At 49.0% G+C, this 16,620-nt stretch carries 17 protein-coding genes; 6 read left to right on the plus strand and 11 right to left on the minus strand.

All coding sequences use genetic code 11. From position 1 onward, the window contains the following. Nucleotides 1-18: 18 nt before the first annotated feature. From QN395_RS05580 to QN395_RS05595, 4 genes are all read right to left on the minus strand, one after another. A complete protein-coding gene (locus tag QN395_RS05580) occupies nt 19-333 on the minus strand; it encodes a metal-sensing transcriptional repressor (RefSeq protein ID WP_322120704.1) in 315 nt (104 codons plus the stop codon). 713 nt (nt 334-1,046) lie between these two features. Continuing rightward, on the minus strand, nt 1,047-1,520 hold the full coding sequence (locus tag QN395_RS05585; protein ID WP_323491760.1) for a GNAT family N-acetyltransferase: 474 nt from the start codon (nt 1,518-1,520) through the stop codon (nt 1,047-1,049). A 150-nt stretch (nt 1,521-1,670) separates the two neighbouring features. Beyond that, nucleotides 1,671-1,799 carry a hypothetical protein gene (locus QN395_RS05590; protein WP_323491759.1) on the minus strand — a complete coding sequence of 43 codons (129 nt, stop codon included), beginning with the start codon at nt 1,797-1,799 and terminating at the stop codon, nt 1,671-1,673. Between the two features lie 436 nt (nt 1,800-2,235). Next, entirely contained in the window at nt 2,236-3,354 is a 1,119-nt protein-coding gene (locus QN395_RS05595; RefSeq protein ID WP_322120706.1) for a GNAT family N-acetyltransferase, read from the minus strand. A gap of 319 nt (nt 3,355-3,673) precedes the next feature. Between QN395_RS05595 and QN395_RS05600 the strand changes: the two genes are divergently transcribed. Then, entirely contained in the window at nt 3,674-4,903 is a 1,230-nt protein-coding gene (locus QN395_RS05600) for a GIN domain-containing protein (protein WP_322120707.1), read from the plus strand. 97 nt (nt 4,904-5,000) lie between these two features. Here the strand turns inward: QN395_RS05600 and QN395_RS05605 are convergent, their stop codons facing one another. Beyond that, nucleotides 5,001-5,396, minus strand: coding sequence for a hypothetical protein (locus QN395_RS05605; RefSeq protein ID WP_322120708.1), 396 nt, complete (start codon nt 5,394-5,396; stop codon nt 5,001-5,003). A gap of 358 nt (nt 5,397-5,754) precedes the next feature. Then, entirely contained in the window at nt 5,755-7,224 is a 1,470-nt protein-coding gene (locus QN395_RS05610) for a nitrilase-related carbon-nitrogen hydrolase (RefSeq protein ID WP_323491758.1), read from the minus strand. A 161-nt stretch (nt 7,225-7,385) separates the two neighbouring features. Between QN395_RS05610 and QN395_RS05615 the strand changes: the two genes are divergently transcribed. Continuing rightward, nucleotides 7,386-8,285, plus strand: coding sequence for a DNA ligase (locus QN395_RS05615; RefSeq protein WP_323491757.1), 900 nt, complete (start codon nt 7,386-7,388; stop codon nt 8,283-8,285). A 205-nt stretch (nt 8,286-8,490) separates the two neighbouring features. Here QN395_RS05615 and QN395_RS05620 read toward each other — a convergent pair whose 3' ends face one another. The 5 genes from QN395_RS05620 to QN395_RS05640 all read right to left on the minus strand — a co-directional run bounded on the left by QN395_RS05620 (nt 8,491) and on the right by QN395_RS05640 (nt 13,867). After that, nucleotides 8,491-9,762: an acyltransferase family protein gene (locus QN395_RS05620; protein WP_322120711.1), complete on the minus strand. Its 1,272-nt coding sequence runs from the start codon at nt 9,760-9,762 to the stop codon at nt 8,491-8,493. 326 nt (nt 9,763-10,088) lie between these two features. Then, nucleotides 10,089-10,856, minus strand: a complete 768-nt coding sequence (locus QN395_RS05625; protein ID WP_322120712.1) for a LytR/AlgR family response regulator transcription factor — start codon at nt 10,854-10,856, stop codon at nt 10,089-10,091. Continuing rightward, on the minus strand, nt 10,844-11,965 hold the full coding sequence (locus tag QN395_RS05630) for a sensor histidine kinase (RefSeq protein ID WP_322120713.1): 1,122 nt from the start codon (nt 11,963-11,965) through the stop codon (nt 10,844-10,846). Before QN395_RS05630 ends, QN395_RS05625 begins: the two co-directional genes overlap by 13 nt. A 179-nt stretch (nt 11,966-12,144) precedes the next feature. Beyond that, the gene (locus tag QN395_RS05635; protein WP_322120714.1) at nt 12,145-12,621 is read right to left on the minus strand and encodes an RICIN domain-containing protein; all 477 of its coding nucleotides are present in this window, start codon (nt 12,619-12,621) and stop codon (nt 12,145-12,147) included. Nucleotides 12,622-13,090: 469 nt separating this feature from the next. Continuing rightward, nucleotides 13,091-13,867 (minus strand): L-asparaginase, encoded by a 777-nt coding sequence (locus QN395_RS05640; RefSeq protein WP_323491756.1) that lies wholly within the window; start codon nt 13,865-13,867, stop codon nt 13,091-13,093. 188 nt (nt 13,868-14,055) lie between these two features. On the opposite strand from QN395_RS05640, the gene QN395_RS05645 reads away from it, so the two are divergent. The 4 genes from QN395_RS05645 to QN395_RS05660 all read left to right on the plus strand — a co-directional run bounded on the left by QN395_RS05645 (nt 14,056) and on the right by QN395_RS05660 (nt 16,612). Then, a complete protein-coding gene (locus QN395_RS05645) occupies nt 14,056-14,541 on the plus strand; it encodes an asparaginase domain-containing protein (RefSeq protein WP_323491755.1) in 486 nt (161 codons plus the stop codon). Between the two features lie 24 nt (nt 14,542-14,565). Further along, complete coding sequence (locus QN395_RS05650; RefSeq protein ID WP_323491754.1) at nt 14,566-15,108, plus strand: hypothetical protein; 543 nt, start codon at nt 14,566-14,568, stop codon at nt 15,106-15,108. Between the two features lie 56 nt (nt 15,109-15,164). Further along, entirely contained in the window at nt 15,165-15,617 is a 453-nt protein-coding gene (locus tag QN395_RS05655; RefSeq protein ID WP_323491753.1) for a GNAT family N-acetyltransferase, read from the plus strand. 101 nt (nt 15,618-15,718) lie between these two features. Beyond that, nucleotides 15,719-16,612, plus strand: a complete 894-nt coding sequence (locus QN395_RS05660; protein ID WP_323491752.1) for a Dyp-type peroxidase — start codon at nt 15,719-15,721, stop codon at nt 16,610-16,612. Nucleotides 16,613-16,620: the final 8 nt, after the last annotated feature.

Here is a 16,620-nt window from a genome sequence, read left to right on the forward strand (position 1 = left end):
TAGGGTCTGCTAACATTTTTAGGCGAATTTATCCAGGAATGCAGCCAGATGTTTTGCACGTGCATGAGCTTCTTCTACACTCGCAGATTTTTCAGAATGTGTCAGCATCGAGCTAGTCAGCAATGTCACGAAAGAGCGATCCAGAGCTTTGCGTGCTGCGGACATTTGTTGTGCAATACCATCACAATCATCAGGCTCAGCGGCTTTGGCGATCAGCTTTTGGATGCCACGTAACTGACCTTCTACCCGCGCCAGTCTATGCAACAAATCTTTTTTCTGTTGGTCGGTTAATGCTGTGCCTTGAACGATCTTTAGCGGGGGAGTATCTGCCATGGTGTTGCTCCTGTGATGAATTAAATTGGGGGATTACAATAAATATACTTATACCCTACTGAGTATCGTACAACATTTAAATCCTGAAGTGCAATCAATTCGGCTTAAATAAGCGGAAATTAGCGTTTTTTTTGCTTATAAAGTAGGCAGATACCAGACAGACGTGAGGCAAAACAACAGCAAGCGTAGCTTGCGTCCGTTTACACGGCGTACCGCTTCACCGAATATATTCACTTTCTAAGCCGTTCGCTATTCCATCATTGGTGCGAGTGACGCACCGATCTTCGCTGGCAAGACAGCCTGAAGGTCGGCAACGTAACCAGTTAGGTGATGAAAAATGTGTCGAAGGACAACGTATTTGTTTGGCTGCAAGCGGTGTATAAAAAAGGTAATGTCGGCCTTGCGAGCTATTTCTTGCACTGCGCTTGAGTGACTTATTAGTTTTCCATTGCAGCAACACCAAGTTTCTGCCGAAGGAAATAGGTACTAATAAGTCCGCGTAATCGTACGCATGTTAGTCGTTAGCATGTGCAGCAGGAAGCGAGTACACGGCGATAGTTGCGCATGGCTTAGATCTCAGTTTTAAGTAATCAGTCAGGTTTGCATGCGTACGATTACGCTGTGCTAATCGCACCTACGCTGGCTGCGCGGAGCTTTATCGTGCAGCGTCCAGCGACCGAAGGGAGCTGCCTTGACCGCAGTGTTAGGCTGCACTATGCCCATGGGTTTGGTGGTCGAGGTCTCCACTCGGAGAGATAGTGCCTTAGCAGTGGATTGTCCCATTTACTGCGGTAGTTACGAGGATCAACGTAAGTTTCAAATCCGTGACGACGACAAAGAGCCTCTCCTTTGGCGGACGTGCACTCAACGTGGACGTACTTGGCTCCGAGCCCACGCAGCGTTTCCACCGCCGCAAGCAGCAACTTAGAGCCAAACCCTTGACCTCTAGCGGATGGTTCCACTTCAATAATGTGAACTTCACCGCCGCCATCTGTGGACATTTGGAAGACAGCAAAGCCGATGACTTTTCCTTCTGCGATGGCGCAAAGCCCCTCGCCGGAAGCAAACGATTTTTCAATAACGTTCCCGTTGCAGTAGAACCCCGTTCCGCCTAGCTCCTTTTCAGTCTTGAGCCATGCGAGAACTTCTGCAAAATGGTTCGTGTTAGCGGGTTCAGTACAGACCACGATGCCCCCTTCTGTTCAGCCTAACGCTGGAGTTAAGCGGCGGCGAAGCCGTCCGCCTTGAACGAGATGTTAGGCCTACGGATTGTCAGCATATAGCGCTGACACGAGACCATTGCTACCAAACTGCAACGCTCAATTGAACCGTGCCATTTACCGCGTGTCGTAAACGAACGCGTGACCATCAATGAGCGATGTGACGCGATAGCCACGGGCAGATACTAGCTCTTGAACCTGAGCCAGAGAGGCACCGTTTGGAAGCGATGCACAGAAGGTTTGCATCTGGCCGCGCCCCACAACGAAAGGCCAGAACATGTAGACGAGGCCGCCGAGAAGCAGAAGACCGAGAACGGTGTTGATGCGTTTACGACGTATCGATAGTGCCATGCTTTTGGAAGCCTAACGTGATTTAATTTTCATTTTGCAATAATAACCGACGGAAGAAAAATAACAAGCTTGCTCTACATCCCTTGAAACGCTGATGAGCATTAGCTATATTTGGTTATACTGATTAAATACACAGTATAACCAAATGGACAAAAACATCACGCCTGTAAAATCGCGTTTATTTGACCAAGTGCGTGAACGCTTTAAGCATTACAGCTTATCAACAGCAAGGGTGCGCTATGCGCACCGATTCATATGGTAATGTTTCTTTTTAAGCTCATCGTTTTTTCATCATTGGTGCGTATGACGCACCCTCAGCATCTGAGCGATCTTAGTCGCTTTGCTTACTGGTTTTAGCGGCACTTTTGAGTGCTTTGAGTTTATGTCCTAGCCAGGAGTCGCGCACTGCCCAGCGGGTGCGCAGGTAGCTGATGCGCGCTTTCCGTATCAGATCGGGATTGGCAATCGCGCCTTCGCATAAAGCAACGCTACTGGTCGCAAACCGGGTTTTGTAGGCTTGTTCTCCACGTCCCAGATCTATGCTTGAAATGCCTAAACTTTGTACATGGCTGGCACATTCTTTTAGTAAGATCAGACCGACTGAGTAGACGGCATAATCCACTCGGTACCAAGGGAACCAGAAGTGTAAAACCCCGCCGGAGCGCAGCCCAAAATGCGCTGCGACAAGCTCATCACCGACATGCAAGGTAGAGAGTAGTCCGCCGAAATCAGAGCCGTCGTGAGCGCGGAGAGAATCCAGCATTTGCCGCACCCAAGGGATCGCAAAGGTATCGTGCCCTTCGCCTAAAGTGCGATTAAATTGCTCGGATTTACCTTGTAAAAGCTGGGCAAAATCATGGTCGCTTGTGCTTTGCATGGTAAAACGCAACTCACCTTTTTCACGCGCTACTTTTCGTTCCATCTGCTTGATGGTTTTTAGGACGCCCGCTTGTTTCACGTTTTGCAGCAACGCCAGTTTGTCGGCATATACTTCAAATCCACCCTCGAGGTCCAGCACTTGCGAGCGGCTATGCGCCCAGGCATAGGGCTTAAAATCCGTCCGGCTTTGCGGCATGTGGTCAAAGCCCATATAGCGCACGCCCATCGCTTGCAATAACGTTTTTGGCGAAAGCTGGATACCGTTATCTGTGATTGGCCCTTGATAATCGGCTAAGAACAAGCCGACGGAGCGCGCCTGATATTTTGATAGACGATGGAATGGCAACACGCCAACGATTTGTCCCGCATCTTCACAAACCACAATCCGCGTATCGTCCCTGATGCCTGCGGCAATCTGTGTAAATGTCGGATGATAATAGGGACTTTGGTAGGTGCTTTGAGCCTGGTTTTGGCTTGAATTTTGATCTTGAGTCGAGCCATCTCGTATTTGCAGCCAGCGTGCAATTAATGCTGCATCAAGTTCTTTACCGTGTATGAGCTTGTATTTCATCTAAATAAGGGTAAGTGGAACTTCTAAAAAAACATATCTGAGCACAATGTGACCCTGCATATTGATCGAATGCTTGTTGTAAGTTCTCAGGGTTTTGATTCGTTGATACCATTAAGTGTAGCATCGCTGATGCTAGTACCGGTGTTTAGTCTGCTGTTGAAGAAGGCGCTTGGCCGGGTAATAATATCAACCGAGTTTCCACAGGTCTGCTTGATTGGCATTTTATCCCTGCCCATACGCATTCTGTCTCAAGAAGTTTTCTTTTATCAAATAGCTGCCGTATGCTGGCATCTTTCCATCTTTCTACCAAAGAGACATCATGTTAAAGCGCACAAGTTTAATTTTGCTACTCGCTCTGGGTGGCTGCAATGTGGAATTTAGTGACAACACCAACGCTGCTAACAATGGGCCGGTCATTCAGGAAAAGCGCGATGTCGCTGAATTTACTGAAATCGATATGACAGGTCCTTATGATGTTGTCGTCACCGCAGAGGGCGGGCCAGCCTTAGAGATCGTCGGTAACGAAAAACTCGTTAAGGAAGTTGAAACCGTCGTCACTGGCAATACTTTATATATACGCTCAAAGAGTAAAACGATTATTCATTTATCGACCAACTTTACGCCGACTCAGTTGACCGTTAAGGTCGCCGCGAGCAAACTTAACCGCATTAAAGTCAACGGTAGCGGTGATCTGGTTCTAGATCGATTTAAAGGCGACAAATTAGAATTGGCGATTAATGGTTCTGGCGATGTACGTGCCAACGGTACTGTCGGCGAGCTGCAAGCCAATATTAATGGCAGCGGTGATATGGACGTAAGTCAATTACAGGTCGCTAAAGCACATGCCCAGATCAATGGTTCTGGCAACTTAAAACTAGGTACCGTCACAGAAGAATTGCAGTCACAGACCAATGGTTCCGGTGATCTGGACGCGAACGACCTGAAGGTGGCTGCGGTTAATGCCACGATCCGGGGATCGGGCGATGTTTCTATTACTGGCGATATCAAGCAGTTCTCGGCCGAAATTAATGGCTCTGGCGATATGGAAGTTCGTGGATTAAAAGCCGCTGGTACCAAAGTCCGTATGGGCGGCAGTGGTAGCTTGACCTTAGATGGCACAACCACCGATCTGGATGTTGTGGTCAACGGCTCGGGTGATTTTGACGCTAGTAATTTACGATCCGACAAAGCGCAATTCACTGGTCATGGTACAGGCAATATGCGATCAAACAGCGTTTCGGATACATTAAAAATAGACTTACTCGGTTCTGGCGATCTGGAGGCTAGCGACATAAAAACACAGCAGATTGAAATTGTCATGGACGGCACCGGTAGCGTAGAACTATCTGGTCAAGGCAAATTGCTCAGCGCCAAATTGCATGGCAGCGGTGATTTAAACGCCAGCAGTTTGTTAGTAGAACGCGCCAAGATCAGCGCCAGCGGTACCGGTGTGGCAGAGGTGAATGTGAAGCAAAACGCCGCTAACGGCAGCAGCGACAGTAGCAATTCACGTATTGTTAAGGTTGATAAAGATGGCGTAGTGCGCTAACACTAGATTAGTAATGCAGTAACAACGCAGCAAAAAGTCAAAAGGGTGCAGTCATAAAAACTACACCCTTTATTTTTTACTTAGCTCAGACCAATGGCTATTTCATTCTGAACTTATGCCCCAGCACCAGCCAGCTTGAGGCAATCAAACTATTCAAGCCCAGTATCAGTTGCGTCAGTACATGTGCTGGCAAAATCCAGACTTGCCCCCGTGGAGTGCTGATCTGTGTCACCGCGCTGATCACCGGAATGACCCAATCAGCTTCTGGCGTCACGTCCAATAAAACATCTCCGTCTGAGTTAGTGTGAATAAACACATCGCCGCCCAAAGCCAAACGTAAGGCAATACCCTGACCGCTACTTGTGGAATAGGTAGAAATTGTTCCTATGGCTTCTTGTAATTCACGATTTTGCAAATCCATCCATGCCTCCACATCTTGCGGTGTTTCTAAGGAAACCCAGGCATGTTCTGGAAAGTCGGGGATATTTGTCATTGAGGTAGTTTGTATTTAGGTTAACCGAGATTTTCCATTATGTGCACAAGAGTTGCTACTTGAGTGCTGACGGCGCATTTTCGGTCATTTTTGACGCTCTTCGTTGCTCATGGCTCGTTATGAGCGTCTTATTTATAACAAACTCGCATCAAAACTGCCTCCGCCATCAGCTCAAATCGTAATGGAAATTCTCGGTTTAAAAAAGATAACAAAAATTCATAGTAAGACTTAGGTAAAACCTTTCCCCTTGCGTCTTGCCCAGATAAATCTGCGTAAGTCCTGCATAGAAGAGAACTGGTGCAGAAAACGCCATTTAGTTTTTGCTAAACGGCATCATCCGGCAAATCAACTAAATATGCTAGTTTGATTTTTTGCTGCCTGATTGGCGATCCCAGATTAATACGGTACCTGCAACCACGGCACAAAGCACACAGAGCCAGCCAAACAGATCACCGATAGTCGAATATAAAGTAGTTAAGCGCGCAGCTATGTTTGTTTTGACGAACAGTGTTTGTCCCGGCATGCCGCTACTAGGTTTTTCTGCAAGCACCCGACCATAGGCATCACTTACTGTTATCAAGCCGTCGCGTGCAGAGCGCACAACGACGTAGCCACTTTCTACCCCGCGGGTGAGCGTCATTCTGGACGCGATCCATTGGTCAAAGTAAAAGTCCCAGGCGGGTACTAACATTACGCCAACGTTTCTCTCCGCATAGGCGCGACCCAGACTTGCAAAATGCATGTCTTTGCAAATAGCGAGGCCGTATAACGTAGCGTCGATCACCTTCGTCTCATAGTCGACTCCGGTGGCGTAATCACGTTCTGGTGGTGCCATGTGATGTTTTTGGTAGCTATTAGTGAGTATGCCTAATGGTGAAAACATCCAGGCCAGATTGCTACGTGTTGATCCGTTGTCAATCGCACTGCCTGCTGTTATCCAGACGTGGTGTTCTTTAGCGAGCGAACTTAAATGGCGTTTTAATTGTTCTGCATTGGCGGGCGTCAGCATCGCGATTTTCTCTGGTAAAACGATAATCGTCGCGCCCTGTGCTGCCAGCGTTGCGACATGCTGGTCGTATTGTTGCCAAATGTGGGCGGCATAGGTCGCACTTGCTTGCAGGCCGATGGCATCGTCAATACTGACCAATCCAAACACAACTTGCTGCGTGCCGGACGGAGCTTGCAAGCGGAATTCGCCATATGTAAAAGTGGTGATCAAGAGCAAGGTCGTTAACCCATATGCCCAAGGCGCATGGTGCAAACGCCTGCCATACACAAAAGCAAGCGCAATGGCGGATGGAAATAATGCCAGCAAAAACAATAAGCCTGCCACACCAAACAAGGAAGTCACTTGCAGTATTGGTAAAAATTCTGCCTGCGAATAAGCAAGACTGCCCCAATTACCATCGGGTAAAAAATGCGCCATTAAGGTATCTACGGCAGACCACACCACGGGATAGACCAGCACCGTCCACCATGATTGGTAACGCAGCACAAGACGCCGCGTGGTCATGATGACGAATACCCAAAGCCAGCTTTGTGCCAATATCACCAGCAGAGCAATTGGCGCTGGCATAACCAACTGGTAGTAGTGCAGGTTACTGCTTAGACCAAACAAAATGGCTACGGTACTTATCCAGAAAGTATCCCGCTTATTGGAGAGCAAAGCGATGACCAACAAAGGTACTGGCGCAATCCATACCAGCCACCAGACAGGCGTTAAATTGACTACAAAACGCAGCATAAAACCGATCAGTAGCGCAGCGCTAAACTGAAGAATGAAGCTTCGAATTGATGATTTGGCGATCAATCTGAACAGGGATTGCATTATATTTCTTTCAAAAAACTTTTGGGAGTTGGTAGTGTCCCGCATTAATTAAACACAGTAGTGACAAATGCTGGATAAAAAATTAACTTTATAATAACCTAGGCTTATGTCTGTATTGACTAAACATCAGCCGATCTCTATCAATCTCACCCTAGGCTAATATGAATCCATCCCAATTACCACCCTTACGCCGGGTAATGGCGCTGTTACTGCTCAGTGGTGTTTTGCAGCCGTTTGCGCAGACGTCGGCTGCAGATCATATGACCGCTAGTACCGATTCTGGTGCCGCTAGGATGGACATTTTACTGGCGCAAAATTTTTCAGATAAATTTGATCCCGCACTGTATCTGGTGAGCGAAAAACTCGATGGTGTACGCGCCTTGTGGGACGGTAAGCAGTTACGTTTTCGCAGTGGCAAAGCTATCCACGCACCTGCCTGGTTTATCGCGGCTTTACCCAAGCATGCAGTTGATGGCGAATTGTGGATGGAGCGGCATAGTTTTGACCGGCTATCTGCCGCGGTGCGGCGTCAAGAGCCGGTTGACGCCGAGTGGCAGAAAATCAGCTATCAGCTGTATGAGTTGCCAAACGGTGAGGGTGATTTTGCTCAACGTTACGCTAGCCTGCAAGCCAGCGTAGCGCAGGTGGGCGTTGCCTGGTTGCAGGTGCTGCCACAAGTGCGGGTCGCTGATAAGGCAGCATTGCAACAAAAACTCAATCAAGTGGTACGTGATGGCGGCGAGGGCTTGATGCTCCATCGCGCCGATGCGCCATGGCAGACCGGACGATCAGACGTATTGCTCAAACTAAAACCGCAGTTAGATGCCGAAGCCGTCGTCGTCAGCCACGAACCAGGAAAGGGCAAATATCAGGGCATGCTCGGTGCGCTGGTACTGCAAACACCGGAGGGCGTGCGTTTCCGGCTAGGCACGGGTTTTAGTGATGAGCAAAGGCGCAATCCGCCAGCGGTGGGCAGCACGGTGACTTACCGTTACCGCGATGTAACCTCAACGGGTTTGCCAAAGTTTGCTAGTTTTTTGCGGGTGCGGCAGCCAGAATAAAAATGCAGTGGCGGCAGTTAGAAATACGGTCAGAAGTGTAGCCAGAAGTATCGCTAGAAATATAGCTAAAATCACGCCGAGTGTTTGCCTGATGTGCAATGTAGAAAATTATACTCGTTAGTGGTATATTTAAAAAACCAATTAAAATATGGGGAATATGATTATTTTTTTCCTATACTCCCCATTTATTTGCTGTAAATCTTGCTTAAATAGCCGCCTGAGTATTCACTTGCTGGGTGATGTTGCCAGGACCGATTTTCTCGGTTGAGGTCGCTTGCGGTTCTTCCTTAGCGTTGCCGGTTTTTATTTCTGCGGCTATCCCAAACAAGGGTCGCAATACCGCTACTCGACGAACTATTTCAAAAATCCCAAAGCTGACCGTCAAGGTAAGTAAAATCAAAATAGGACCTTCGACCGCTGGTGTGAGTTTAGCTGGTTTGAAATAGTGAGCCATGACGATGATCAGTGTTTGGTGGACGATATACACAGGGAACACCGCTTGTGTCAGATAACGTCGCTGGCTGCTGTCAAATTGCAGGTGGCGATGGGCAAAACCGCAGACGGCAAGGATGGCGCTCCATTGGCACAAGGCATACACCACACGTTGCAAGTGACGCCAAAATTCAACCTGCGACGCTGGTATCACTGTTTCACCCATGGCGTAATACACAATCAACGAACCCCAGCATGTGATGGCGATGCCCAGATTGAGCCAGCGTTGCGGATTCAGCCTTGCCCAGAAGTTCGCTTGCGTTGCTAACAGCGCGCCCAATAAAAACAGGACGAAATAGTTGGCGTGGTTATACCAGTCATCCACCAGTGCATGGGTTTGGGGAAAACGGCTGAACAGGCAGATACGTTCGATCGCAAAAATAGCCACAGGCAGAGCGATGATCTTCCAGCCCGTCAGCAAATTCGCCAGCCAGTCAGAGATCGCGTTAAAGCGTTTGCCAAAGGCGAGTATCAGACAACCAAGTACGACGCTGTAAACCCAGAGATAACTGACAAACCAAAGGTGATTCCAGGTCGGCAAACGCAGGCAACCGTCTTTGTCGCAAAAGCCGTGGTAGGCTTTCAAATACAGCTGCATAAAGTCGAAATAGCTGCCTTGATAGGCGACTTTTTCGACCACCTCAAAATATGATTGTGGTGGCACGATCACCAGCATGCCAAATAGCAGCGGTATCAGCAGACGGCTGCTGCGCTGACGCATGAATTGCGTCGCACTGAGTTTTTTCAACATAAATGCCGAGGCGACACCTGAAATCATAAACAGCAAACTCAGCCGCCATGGCGATGACAGCATCATCAGCGGTTCAATCGCGTCACTGGCAAAGGGACTTTTAATATGAAAACCCCAGGTCACGTAATACATGCCGGTGTGATACACGATCAAGAGCATGAAGGCGAAAATACGTACCCAATCCAAAAAAAACAGGCGGGAGCTAACATTAGCATTGGCAGCGTGTGGGTTCATGGCAGCGATCTCTGAAGTTGTTTAGATTGAACCCAGATTTTCCATTAGACCGCTACCACTTCGCAAAAAACGCAGACGGCGTGCGGTCTTCAGAGGGATAGCACCACCGCGATTTGAGTGGGAACGTTACTGTGACAATTGCACCTTTGGCGAACTGCCTAGCGTTGTTGCTCCTCCTAGCAAGATGCAGCTTGCGTCGTCGTCGCGTCTAGCCAGTCAGTTCGCCAAAGGCACACTTATCGCTGTCAAATGGAAAATCTGGGTTGAACAATTTCAGGTTAAATCGATGTACAAGCAGAGGCCAGCGGAATGTGGCGAGATGGGATTTAGCCGGGGCGAGTCGGAATTGTCTGTAATTTTTCCATCACTTCCGCTCGATATTGGCGGCTGCACGGCACTCGTGCGCCGCCTCGCAGCAACAGTTCGCAGTCGCCCTTCTCCAGAGTAACGATGCTGTCTATCCAACTCAACTGCACTGCCGCGCGGCGATGGCAACGGATGAATTGCGCGCCAAGCTGATCCACTAATCCGCTCAAGGTCTGGCGCATCAGGGGATGCTCACTGGCGGTATGCAGTACGACGTAATTATCGGCAGTTTCTATCCATTCGATATGTTCAACACGGACGATGCGGGTGACGCCACGCTCGGTAATTAACAGCTGCTGAACCGCATGACCAGTGCCAGCCACTGGCACCATCGCTGGCAAGGTTGGCGTCTGGCTGCGGTCTTTGAATCTAGCCCGCACTCGCTCCAGCGCGCGTTGCAAACGGCTCTGATCAAACGGCTTCAGCAAATAGTCAATCGCATTGGCGTCAAACGCCTGAATCGCATAGTGATCGTAGGCAGTGACGAAGACGATCAGCGGTGCAGGACCATCAAGATGGTGGGGCAATGAGGCCGCCAGCTCCAGTCCGCTGACTTCTGGCATCTGGATATCGAAGAAGGCGACATCCGGTTTGAACTCAGCTATTGTCTGTAAAGCCTCAATTGCATCCCGCGCTTCTTCCGTCGCGCTAATATCCGGTTCTTGCGACAACAGGCGGCGCAACTTATCGCGTGCAGGGCGTTCATCATCGACGATCAGGACGCGCATGCGGTTCTCCAAGGCAAACGCATTTCTGCCAGAACGCCAGCGGGACTCAGTTGAGTGAGCGTTAGGCTGGCGGTGTCGTCGCGGTATTGCAGAGCAAGGCGTTCGCGGATGTTGCGCAGACCGATGCCTGAATGGCTGCCGGCATCGGCGTTTTTGATCTGAAGTTTGCCCTGATCATCGCTCAGGCGCAGTAACAAGATATCGGACTTGCCGTTGCCGTCTGCTTCACCTGACTGTCTCTTCTCACGTTTCGCGCTGATCTGGATATGCGTGGTTTGACGGCACTGTTCGACCGTATGCTTAAAGATGTTTTCCAGCAGCGGTTGCAGGCTCATGACTGGCATGGTGCAGGTCAAAGTGTCGGGATCGATTTGCCAGTCCAATGTCACTCGATCAGCATAGCGCTCTGCCATGACGCTGGCATAACCGCGCACTAGGCGCAACTCGGTGCTGAGTGGCGCTTCATGCTGTTCGCTGACTTCTAAGGTGGCACGCAGAACATCTGCTAGCTGAATTAACGTGGCATCGGCTTTGTCGACATCGGTATGCATCAGGGAAGAAATCGTGTTGAGTGCATTAAATAAAAAATGCGGCTGCATCTGCTGCGTCATTCTTTGCAACTGCGCCTGCCGTAACAAGGCATTCGATTGTTCAGCATGAAGTTTTTGTTTGACCAGCTCAAAGTAAGACAGCAGGCCAAACAAAATCACCATAAACATACTCAAAAATATGGATAGCTTGCTCGATTCGTATAAAAACAATTCTGGCCAGTCACGGTGATAGTAATGCATACCCATGAGTGCATATACGCCATGTCGTATGCCGAATGTAATCGAAACAAAACAAATCCATTGTATTGGCAAGCACATCATTTGCAGCGCAAACCAGCGCCACGGCGTTGCGAGCAAGTAGTCATACGGTTTTGTCAGGCGCCGTTGTATTAGCAAGATAAACAGACCAGTGATTGCGGACGAACTTTCCCACAAGATCGGCTGCCAGATTAGTCTGCCACCGTCGCGCTGGAAGTCCTGTACGGCAACCCAGACCATCAGCAAAGAAAACAACAGCCATGCCGTGGCGATAGTGATTTTGCTGCGGGTGGAATACATGTTGGTTGCGCCTGGTTACGGTTTATTTACCGAAGCTCATGTCGGTAATAACAGGCAAGGATGATTGCCGATTCCGCTGGATCTGTCAAAGTCAGCAGAATCGGCGTTACTGATCAAATCGCATTAAAGCTTCGTTAAGATTGCGCTAAGGCGTAATGAGTGATGCACTTACTATAGTGTTATTTTTCAAACAGCCAGATCTGGTTTGGCGAGTTTTGACAGAAATCCAGGACGATCGGTGACCGGTCTCTGGTTCCCAAAGATGCCAGACACTTACCGCTTTCTACTTCTTTAATATGACCATCTTGCTGCACTACAAATTTTTGGTTACTACCAAAATGGCATTGATAAAGCTCAACTGGCGTACCTGGCTGGCGTGACGCGCCACGTACGTCTAGGCAAAAACCATCGACACCTACGATCGTACTTTGACCGTACATACTTTGGGTCACTGTCCAGCGTTGGTTTTCACGACCATGGCAGCGATACACATACACCGGCGCCCCATCGCCTATACTATGATCCATACTAGCATCCATACATAAACGATCACCGCCAAGTTCATTGCGGATGGTTAAATGTGTACCACCTTGAGCGTTTGCATTGCCGACCAAACCGAGTGAAACGAGTAATAGAAAAGCGACCATTTTTTTCATTTTTTACCTCTGGAGAATGTGAATATAGAGGTAACAATTCGTCTGAATTAAGTGCGCGGAGGCGGACAAAAAAGGTGGCAAAAAAGCGCTGCAATTTTGTTAGCCCGCTCAGGTTTAATCAGTTGCTTATGTTACATTTCGAAAACGCATTAACAGCGAAAAAAGACATGAGAACCTTGTATATGATGTAACAAGATGGTTTTAGAACTTATGCAAAATTGTGACAGCAAAGGGAGCCCGCAGCCGGGTAGTTTTGCCTAAGTCTTAATTTTATGTAGCGTGCTTGAACAGGGTCTCGGACGCCGTATTGATAAAGAATACTCAGGCTAGAGTAGGTTCTCCGCGTATTTTTATCGCTCGGTTTTCTTGGGTGAAAATTATACTCATTATAGGTACATTTTAACTGCCCAATAAAATTCTGGGCAATAGACCATATTTACATATTTAAAAGGGGAGTATGTGATTTTTGCTAAGGCGTTAGCGATAAGTTAAAGCTGCTTGGAATCACGTCATGTCGCACCACGGCGTGCATTTGATGGCGGCGGCTTAAGCTGTCGGCGCTCCAGGTTTGTTCCCAGCCCGGTGGGTAACTGAGTCGCAGGTCGGCGCGTTCTGGCAAACGTTGACGTACCGGCATGGTTGGCAGGTACAGTGGTAGCGGATTGTCGGCCGTATCGGCTCCCAGACTGTACGCATAGTCAGGGAGTAAGACTTCACAGATTTGGGCAAACCAGTTCGTATGGTCTTCGTCGCGGCCCAAGGCTTGCGCTAGTCCGGCGGGGTCAAACCGGGCGAAAGCGTCGATTAATTCTGTCGTGCTCGCGCCCGGAGCATCGCCCCACCCCATGACCGGATTGAAGTTGTAATCCGCGCCAGAGCCATACCAGCCCTCGCGCCACGGTCTTTGCATCCATTGCCGCGGTCCTGTGAATAATTGCCAGCGCCAATGCAGGCCAGAGGGTTTCGGCCAGCTGTACAAATACAATTTTTGGTAGCCAGCCTGATGTAAGTCACGCACCATCGCCATCAGGCGCGCATGTGGCATGCGTTCTGGCGGCTGGCGGCGGAATAAAATCGCTTCGCCATCGGCATGTTGCACATCATCAGTAGATAAATTTAAATCCAGCGTACGCGATTCATCGCCAAACCGTGCTGCCACCCAACCCGTGAGTAAATTAACGGACGTCAGCACGCCATAGCCGCGATGACGATGGAAAATGACGGTGCCGGGAGCGATCGGTTTCATGCTGATATGTGTCTGTGTTAGAGGTTTGTTTTAGAGGTCTGTTTTAAAGGTACCAGCGACGTTGCCGCCGCCGGACTAATCAACAAAGTTAGTACAAAAGTAGTGAGAAGTCTAATCCAATTTCGCTGCGAGTAAACTTCAGCGCTACAATATACCCACCAGATCAACCTTCTCATGACAAAACCATTATGACATTACGCATCATTGGCACCGGCGGCACTTTCGATAAACATTATGATGAACTGGCGGGTAAGTTAAGTTTTGCAGACAGCCATTTACCCGATGTTCTCAAGCGCGCGCGCATCACTGTGCCTGTAGCTTTGGAAGCGGATCACTTAATGGACTCACTCGATATGGTGGACGCGGATCGTCAGCGGATTTTGGCCTCGTGTCAGCAAGCACAGGAGCATGCGATTGTGATCATCCACGGCACAGACACCATGCGCGAAACCGCTGAGGTATTGGGCGCAGCCAATTTGGATAAAGCCATCGTTTTTACTGGTGCGATGATCCCTTACGAAATCGCCAATTCAGACGCCTTATTTAATCTCGGCTTTGCCTGCGGTGTAGCACAGCTATTGCCAGCAGGTGTCTACGTTGCCATGAATGGTCAGGTGTTTAACTGGAATAATGTACAAAAAAATCGTGCTGCCGGCGTTTTTGTAACCAACTGATGTAGCGTATTGATTGGCTCAAACATGAAACTACTGCTATCAATTTTCTTGCTGTTATTGTCGGTGCTGGCCAGCCCAGGTCAGGCGGCAGAAACGCGCTTTGACAGCCTGTATTTCTTCCAGTCTGAAGACGTATTGAAGTCCAAACAAATCAAACCCGACGAGATAGCTCGCTTCTCTAACAAAGTGCAGTCGCAGATTTGGAAAGCCTTAAAAAAAGCATCGATCCCCTCCACCAGCGGTTATCTAGTGATCGCCGTGCGCTCCGATGGCAAGGTAGCGACCTGGCTGGATATGGAACCTGCTCTACATGAATTTTATGAGAATGAAATTATTGAAGCGGTCAAAAAAATCGGTCCGTTTTCTGTTGATCGGGGTTTGGTCGTATTTGGTATCAAGATGAATATCGACACCCCCAAAATGTTTGATTTTAAACGCGCTAATGAAATGCCCAAATTCACTACCCGTGCCAAGCCTTCTCCTAAAGAATGGCAAAGCGTATTAAAAAAAGTTAATAATCCTGACGATATTGAAGAAGTCGTGATGGCTGCCTGGCCAGAAGAGTAAGCAAAGTAATTACAAAAAGTGAGTAATAAGTAACACGCAATGTCAGTCCGCTAACGATGCAAACAATAGAGCTGATCCCCGCAACAGAAGCCGATTTTGAGGCTCTGTTAGCACTGCGTATCCGCGCTATGCAAGCCAGTCTGGAGCGCATAGGCAGGTTTGACCCGCAACGTGCGCGTGAGCGATTACGTGCCAGTTATGACCCTGCGCTAACACGCCATATTGTGATTGATGGCGATCAGCGCATCGGTTTTGTGGCGGTCAAACCCTATGATGCCGGGTTGATGCTAGACCATTTATATCTTGATCCTCTTCATCACGGCCAAGGTATTGGCAGCCAGGTATTACAACAAATTTTTAGCGAAACAGATCAGCGTGGGTTGAGCTTATATGTAGGTGCTTTACGTCAAAGCGACGCTAGCTTGTTTTATCTGAAACATGGGTTTGTGCTTAGTCACGAGACGGAATGGGATATCTACTATGTACGTCCGCCACGCCTGCAAAATTGAGTATTTCTACTGACGCAAAACTGTTAGCAAGCTCAGTCAATCCTGATTAAAATTCTTCTTTGCCGTCTTCATTATCCAATTCAAATCTTTCGGTCACTCAAATGCAAAACGGTATCCTGCAACACATCACTCCGCACGCGACGTATCTCAGCTTTACGATCAAACCCGCAGCCGATATCGCAGCTATCCGCAGCGCGCTCATTGCATTGTCTTCGCTAGTCGATGGTGAGCGTGTCGTGCTAGGTTTAGGCGCGTCCCTAGTCACCGCTTTAGGCAAGACGATCGACGGGCTATATGAATTTGTCGGCATTGAAGGCAGCCGTGTCGGCTTGCCTGCGACACCCGCCGCCGTATGGTGCTGGTTGCGAGAAACCGAGCGTGGCGAACTGGCGCACCAGACTCGCCGCGTGCGACTCGCATTAAATCCCGCCTTCGATTTGCAACAGGCAATTGATGGCTTTAAGTACGATACGGATCGCGATCTCACCGGCTATGAAGACGGCACCGAAAACCCGAAAGACCAAGCCGCATTCAGCGCCGCCATCGTACAAGGACAAGGCGCAGGCTTCGACGGCAGCAGCATGGTCGCCGTCCAGCAATGGTTACACTATTTCGATCAATTTGACGCCATGTCCAGCCAAGACCAAGACAACGCCGTTGGCCGTCGCAGAAGCGATAACGAAGAGCTGGAAGATGCACCGGAATCTGCTCACGTCAAACGCACAGCACAAGAAGATTTCGACCCCGAAGCATTCTCGCTGCGCCGTTCCATGCCATGGGCAGAACAAGGCAAAGCAGGTTTATATTTTGTCTCCTTCGGCAGCACGTTTTACCCATTCGCCGCACAATTGCGCCGCATGTCCGGAGCAGAAGACGGCATCGCCGACGCGATCTTCAAATTCAGCCAACCAGTCACAGGCAGTTATTTCTGGTGCCCGCCGATGAAGGATGGGCGGATTGATTTGTCTACGATAGAAGACAAACAAGACAAATAAAATTTAAA

The organism is Undibacterium sp. RTI2.2 (genome assembly GCF_035018705.1).
Lineage (GTDB): Bacteria > Pseudomonadota > Gammaproteobacteria > Burkholderiales > Burkholderiaceae_D > Undibacterium.

Coding starts and splice junctions, on each gene's coding strand:
- QN395_RS05580 (WP_322120704.1), bottom strand. CDS start 333: ATGGCAGATACTCCCCCGCTAAAGATCGTTCAAGGCACAGCATTAACC.
- QN395_RS05590 (WP_323491759.1), bottom strand. CDS start 1,799: ATGCAAACCTTCTGTGCATCGCTTCCAAACGGTGCCTCTCTGGCTCAG.
- QN395_RS05595 (WP_322120706.1), bottom strand. CDS start 3,354: ATGAAATACAAGCTCATACACGGTAAAGAACTTGATGCAGCATTAATT.
- QN395_RS05600 (WP_322120707.1), top strand. CDS start 3,674: ATGTTAAAGCGCACAAGTTTAATTTTGCTACTCGCTCTGGGTGGCTGC.
- QN395_RS05605 (WP_322120708.1), bottom strand. CDS start 5,396: ATGACAAATATCCCCGACTTTCCAGAACATGCCTGGGTTTCCTTAGAA.
- QN395_RS05610 (WP_323491758.1), bottom strand. CDS start 7,224: ATGCAATCCCTGTTCAGATTGATCGCCAAATCATCAATTCGAAGCTTC.
- QN395_RS05615 (WP_323491757.1), top strand. CDS start 7,386: ATGAATCCATCCCAATTACCACCCTTACGCCGGGTAATGGCGCTGTTA.
- QN395_RS05620 (WP_322120711.1), bottom strand. CDS start 9,762: ATGAACCCACACGCTGCCAATGCTAATGTTAGCTCCCGCCTGTTTTTT.
- QN395_RS05625 (WP_322120712.1), bottom strand. CDS start 10,856: ATGCGCGTCCTGATCGTCGATGATGAACGCCCTGCACGCGATAAGTTG.
- QN395_RS05630 (WP_322120713.1), bottom strand. CDS start 11,965: ATGTATTCCACCCGCAGCAAAATCACTATCGCCACGGCATGGCTGTTG.
- QN395_RS05635 (WP_322120714.1), bottom strand. CDS start 12,621: ATGAAAAAAATGGTCGCTTTTCTATTACTCGTTTCACTCGGTTTGGTC.
- QN395_RS05640 (WP_323491756.1), bottom strand. CDS start 13,867: ATGAAACCGATCGCTCCCGGCACCGTCATTTTCCATCGTCATCGCGGC.
- QN395_RS05645 (WP_323491755.1), top strand. CDS start 14,056: ATGACATTACGCATCATTGGCACCGGCGGCACTTTCGATAAACATTAT.
- QN395_RS05650 (WP_323491754.1), top strand. CDS start 14,566: ATGAAACTACTGCTATCAATTTTCTTGCTGTTATTGTCGGTGCTGGCC.
- QN395_RS05655 (WP_323491753.1), top strand. CDS start 15,165: ATGCAAACAATAGAGCTGATCCCCGCAACAGAAGCCGATTTTGAGGCT.
- QN395_RS05660 (WP_323491752.1), top strand. CDS start 15,719: ATGCAAAACGGTATCCTGCAACACATCACTCCGCACGCGACGTATCTC.